Source organism: Stenotrophomonas sp. STEN020 (assembly GCF_056760195.1).
In genome coordinates this window covers 1-3,170 of record NZ_JBRREI010000110.1, presented here as the reverse complement: position 1 = coordinate 3,170, position 3,170 = coordinate 1, and the positions used below count along the sequence as shown (strand labels likewise).

The window sequence follows — 3,170 nt, the reverse complement described above, 5'->3', positions numbered from 1 at the left end:
GGCGGGGGTGGGGTGGGGGGCGGCGTGGCGGTGGCGCCCCCCCGCGCGCTGGGCCCCCCCCCCCGCCCCCCCCCCCCCGCCCCCCCCCCCCCAACTACAAGGGCCAAAAAAAAAGCCCGGGCACTGCCCGGGCTTTTCAGTGGACAAAACCAGCTGAAATTATTCGATCGGCTGTTCCAGCATCAGCTGGCGTGCGAAACGCACCGGCGGTGCGCCGTAGGACAGCATCTGGTCGTGGTAGGCCTTCAGGTTGAAGTTGGCACCCTGCTTTTCCTGCACTGCCTTGCGGGTGTCGAAGTGCTCCTGTGCACCGACGAAGTAGGTCGGCAGCTGGGCAGAGGTGAGCTGTGCGCGCACCCACTTGCCCGAGGCTTCGCTTTCCTGCTGGAAGGCGTCGTGGGTCATCAGGTGCATGGCCTGCTCGCGGCTCCAGTTGTCCACGTGCACACCCTGGTCGAGGATGGCATTGGCAATGGTGCGCAGGTAGAACTTCAGCTGCACCAGGTGGAACAGCGGGTCGTTATCCAGGTAGCCCTGTTCCTGCATCATGCGCTCGGTGTAGACCGCCCAGCCTTCTGCAAACAGGCCCGAGCGCAGCACCGCACGCAGCGTCGACGGGAACTTGCCCGAGTGCCAGCCTTCCAGGTAATGGCCCGGGGTGCCTTCGTGGATGGACAGCAGGTGGATCATGCGGCTGTTGTATTCGCGCAGGAAGGAATCGACCTGCTTGTCGTTCCAGTCGTCCGGAATCGGCGAGACCGCGTAGAAGGTCTTCAGGTTTTTGTCCAGCGGGCCCGGCGAGTCGCAATAGGCCACGGCCACGCCACGCTGGAATTCCGGCATCAGGATGATGTCGACCGGCGCATCGGGCAGTGTCATCAGGTCATGCTTGCGCACGAACTCGGTGGACTGGTCCAGCGCGGCCTTGGCGTCGTCCACGACCTTGTCGCGGGCCGGCTTGTCGGCATAGGCCAGTTCCAGTGCGGCTTCGATCGCCTTCTGCTGCTGGTCGTCGGTCGGGTTGGCCGGCATTTCCGGTGCGCCCGGCTTGTCCTTCAACACCACCTGGGCGATGCCGTACATGTCCTTGCGCACGCGGGTCAGCTCGGCGCGGGCACGCTCGCCGATCTCGGCGCGCGACAGCGAGGAGTTCAGCGAGAACTTCAGCTTCTGGTCGTACTTCTCCGCACCGATGCGGAACTCGCCCTTGGCATTCGGCACCAGGGTCTTGTCCAGCCAGGTCTGCTGCTCTTCAACAGCGCTGGTCAGCGTGGCGATGGCGGTCTTCAGGCGTTCCTGGTCGGCGGCTTCGAGCTGGCCGATGTTGGGCACGATGAAGGTTTCAACCAGGCTGAGAATGCCGCGGTTCTGCTTGGCCACGGTTTCGGCGTGGATCTTCGGCACGCGTGCCGGATCCAGGTTGGTGCGGGCGGCAGCGAAGATCTGCGGGATCAGCTCGATGCGTGCGGTGGCCGACTTCAGGCGCTCCGGCAGCGGTGCAAATTCGCGTGCCATCAGGCCATAGATGGCACTGCCGGCCAAGCCGTTATAGACCTGCGGGTCCCACTTCCACGACTGCATGGTCTCGTTGGACCAGATGTCCGACTGCAGCTGGTTGCGCAGGATCGCGGCATCCACCTGGTTCTCGCGGCCGAGCTTGCTGACGTCGAGCTTGTCCAGCTCGGCGAGCAGGGCCTTGCTGGCGTCCAGGCTCTTCTGCTGGCCGGCGGCGCTGAGGTCATCAAGCTGGCTGTCGTAGCGGTGATCACCGATCTGGGTGGCGCTGACCGGGGACAGCTGCATCCAGGTGTCCAGTGCCTTCTTCGACAGCTCGGCGAACTGGGCGTCGGCCTGGGCCTGCCCAGCCTGCTCGGTGGTGGCGGACGGAGCGGTCGGGGCATCGCCGCTCTGGCAGCCGGCGAGGCTGGCGAGCAGGGCGGCGGCGAGCAGGTGCTTGCGCATCGGTGATCCTGTTACTGAGGGAATCCCCGAGCATAGGCGGACTGGGCAAGCGGCGCACATGCCGTTGGTTGGTGGCGGCTTGCCAAAACGGGCGGTTCGGCGCAGGCGGCGACTGCGCTTACCCCGGCTACCTTGCTGTGCACAAATTTTTAGCCTTCGTATTCAGCTATATCGCTATGCTGCCGCCACGAAACCACCTGGAACATGGAAGCATGAAGCAATTGCACGGAAGTACCTTGGCATTGGCACTGGGCGCGCTGCTTGCGCTGGGTGGTTGCGCCAAGCATGAGATGTCGGCCGATAGCGCGGCCAGTGCCGCCGATGCGGTGCAATCCCCGGAAGGTGCTTTCCTGGCCTACGAGCACACGGTGCAGCTGCAGTTGCCAGGCAAGGACATCGCACCAAGGGTGAAGGCTGTATCCGATGCCTGCCAGAGCGCCAAGTTCGGCGACTGCGCGGTGCTCAACGTGTCCCAGCAGGGCGGCGATACGCCCCGCGGTTCGGTCAAGGTGCGGGTCGCCCCCAAGGGCGTGGAGCCGCTGATCGCGTTGGCCAGCGACAAGGGCGAGGTCACCACCCGCAACACCGAGGCCGAGGATCTGGCCCAGCAGGTGGCCGATACCCAATTGATGCAGGACCGCTTGAAGGCCGAGCATGAGCGCCTGATCGAGTATCAGCAGCGTCGGGATCTGGCGGTTGCTGATCTGCTGACGATTTCGCAGCGGCTGTCGGAGATCGAAGCGGGCCTGCAGCAGGCCAATCGTGATTCGGCACAGCAGCACCGCCGCATCGATACGCAGTTGGTGACCATCAATATTGAATCGACCAACAGTCAGCGTAACCGCAGCGAGATTGGCCGGGCGTTCGGCGATTTCGGTGAGATCTTCACCACCAGCGTGGCCTATGTGATTCGCATCGCCGCAGGCCTGCTGCCGTTGATTCTGGTTGGTGGCTTCATTGCATGGCTGCTTCGTCTGTGGTGGCGCCGCCGCAAGAAGAAGTAGTCAGCAGTTTTGTAGGAGCGGCGTGAGCCGCGAAGCTGATGATCTGAAAGGTCGTCCAGGCATGAGCGCCTGTCAGTTTTGTGGGAGCGGGGGGGGGGGGGGGCGGCGGGGGTGGGGAACGACCGGCGCCGACCAGGGGACCGCGGGGCGGCCCCCACCACACACCACACACAACCACACCAACACCCGCAACGCCACACGCAG

General features: G+C 64.6%; 2 protein-coding genes. One reads left to right on the top strand and one right to left on the bottom strand.

The window, feature by feature from the left end:
- Window positions 1-159 precede the first annotated feature (159 nt).
- Entirely contained in the window at window positions 160-1,962 is a 1,803-nt protein-coding gene (locus tag ACVOLZ_RS22190; RefSeq protein WP_481518023.1) for a DUF885 domain-containing protein, read from the bottom strand.
- Window positions 1,963-2,174: 212 nt separating this feature from the next.
- Here ACVOLZ_RS22190 and ACVOLZ_RS22185 point away from each other — a divergent pair, with 212 nt between their 5' ends.
- Window positions 2,175-2,966 carry a DUF4349 domain-containing protein gene (locus tag ACVOLZ_RS22185; protein ID WP_481518022.1) on the top strand — a complete coding sequence of 264 codons (792 nt, stop codon included), beginning with the start codon at window positions 2,175-2,177 and terminating at the stop codon, window positions 2,964-2,966.
- The last annotated feature ends 204 nt before the right edge of the window (window positions 2,967-3,170 follow it).

What these genes read in the sequence shown, in the direction of transcription:
- ACVOLZ_RS22185 (WP_481518022.1), top strand. Translation starts at nt 2,175, where the DNA reads ATGAAGCAATTGCACGGAAGTACCTTGGCATTGGCACTGGGCGCGCTG.
- ACVOLZ_RS22190 (WP_481518023.1), bottom strand. Translation starts at nt 1,962, where the DNA reads ATGCGCAAGCACCTGCTCGCCGCCGCCCTGCTCGCCAGCCTCGCCGGC.